Source organism: Tepidisphaeraceae bacterium, assembly GCA_035998445.1.
GTDB lineage: Bacteria > Planctomycetota > Phycisphaerae > Tepidisphaerales > Tepidisphaeraceae > DASYHQ01.
On the sequence record DASYHQ010000044.1, the window covers coordinates 1 to 1,699 of the forward strand.

At 65.1% G+C, this 1,699-nt stretch carries 2 protein-coding genes; both read left to right on the forward strand.

Annotated elements, in window-relative coordinates:
• Positions 1 to 417: 417 nt before the first annotated feature.
• On the forward strand, positions 418 to 570 hold the full coding sequence (locus tag VGN72_16885) for a hypothetical protein (GenBank protein HEV7301045.1): 153 nt from the start codon (positions 418 to 420) through the stop codon (positions 568 to 570).
• 268 nt (positions 571 to 838) lie between these two features.
• Positions 839 to 1,699: DNRLRE domain-containing protein (locus VGN72_16890; GenBank protein HEV7301046.1), on the forward strand; the 861-nt coding region annotated here is incomplete at its 3' end.

Consider the following 1,699-nt stretch of genomic DNA (forward strand, 5'->3'; position numbering starts at 1 on the left):
GGCTGACGGGGCTCCGGCTTCCTTCTGTGACATGTATTCCTTCCGATTGAGATAAGTTCCTGAGTGGTATTCCCGATGTGCTGTAATATTCGTCACGATCGGACCCTCGCATTAGGCGACGGGGCAATTTTCTAATGCACCTCGTTTATCGGACAGCAGAAGCACGCGATGCACGCCAAACAGTGGGAGATTGGTTCTGGTAGGAAAACGAGAGAGCCCGGCGCGGTGGCAACCGGCCGGGCGAGCGAAGTGCATCATTCCACAAAGACGCGGCCCTTGCAGCACATGGACGCGGATAGAGGAATTAACAGGCGGAATCGTCTGGTGGCATGGGTGGTCCCGGATGCCGGCGGGGGTGGTAGCAATGGGTTGGCGTGGAGGGCGTCGGGCGGTGTGGATGGAGTAGTGCGCTAGCCGATGGCGACGCCACGTCCCGGAGCCATCACGCGCGGCGTTAGCGTGACGGCGGGGACGATCGTGACGGGGGTGCACATGCAGATGTGCGACGACTGCCTGCGGAGGGCGCTGTGGGAGACGCTGGCGGAGCTGGAGGATGGGCGGGCGGCGTGAGGGGAACGATCGTGGGTGGAGGGCCGTCCAGTGCGGGCGGCCCTTTGTCGTTGGTGACCCGCTGATGTCCGAGCAGCCCGTGTCAGGACGCTGTCGGTGGATCCGGCTGGGACGTCGGGCATGATGCACAGCCGGGACGGGTATCCGAACAATACAGGACGCTCCACTTGTTAATCCCGAATATGGTGATAATTTATCGGTCGTAGCGATCTCGCCGGGGGGTCGTGTTCGGGTGGGCAGCAGCAGCATCATTTCAAGGCACAACCAGATGAACATTCGCACGATCCTCGGAATCGGCCGCGCACGGTCCGCGCGCACGCGTCGCCGCAACATCAAGCAGAACATCTTCGAGCTCCAGCCGCTGGAGAAGCGCGTGCTGCTGAGCACGACGACGCTCAACCCGATCGCAGACGCCTTCGTGCAGGACGGCGGCTCGGCCAACGCCAACAACGGCACCTCGGTCGACCTGCTGGCCAAGACCGGTGCCGGCGGCTCCGGCGCCAACCGCCACACCTACCTCCGCTTCGACCTGGCGGCGCTCTCGGCCGTCGACAGCGCGACGCTGCGCCTCTACGGCCACTACTACGACGGGGCGCAAGAGAACGTCCAAGTCCACGCCTACGAGGCCCGCAACAACACTTGGACCGAGCTGGGGATCACGTGGAATCAGATGGCCTCCGTCTCCCCGAAAACGGCAAACGTCGACGAGGGCGAGACGGTCGATAGCGCCGTCGCCCGCTGGTACACGTTCAACGTGACCGGCCTGGTCGCGGCCAAGAAGGCCGCAGGGGACACGTCGGTGAGCCTGGAGGTGCGCGCGCCGAACTGGAGCAACCGCCTGCCCCGGTTCAACAGCCGCGAGGCGACGAGCAACAAGCCCGAGCTCGTCGTCGTCGCTAACGAGCCAGCGGTCCCCACCAACCTTGCGGCCAGCGCCGTCTCGTCGTCGCAGATCGACCTGAGCTGGACCGACGCCTCGTCGAACGAGACCGGCTTCAAGGTCCAGCGCAGCACCAGCAGCTCGTTCCCGGCCGGCAGCGGCACCGTCACGCTCGCCACGACCGCGGCCGGCGCGACGAGCTACAGCGACACGGGGCTGAGCCCGGCGATGACGTACCACTACCGCGTC

Bases quoted from the DNA above. Each gene is read 5' to 3' on its own strand.
- VGN72_16885 (HEV7301045.1), top strand. From the start codon at position 418: ATGGCGACGCCACGTCCCGGAGCCATCACGCGCGGCGTTAGCGTGACG.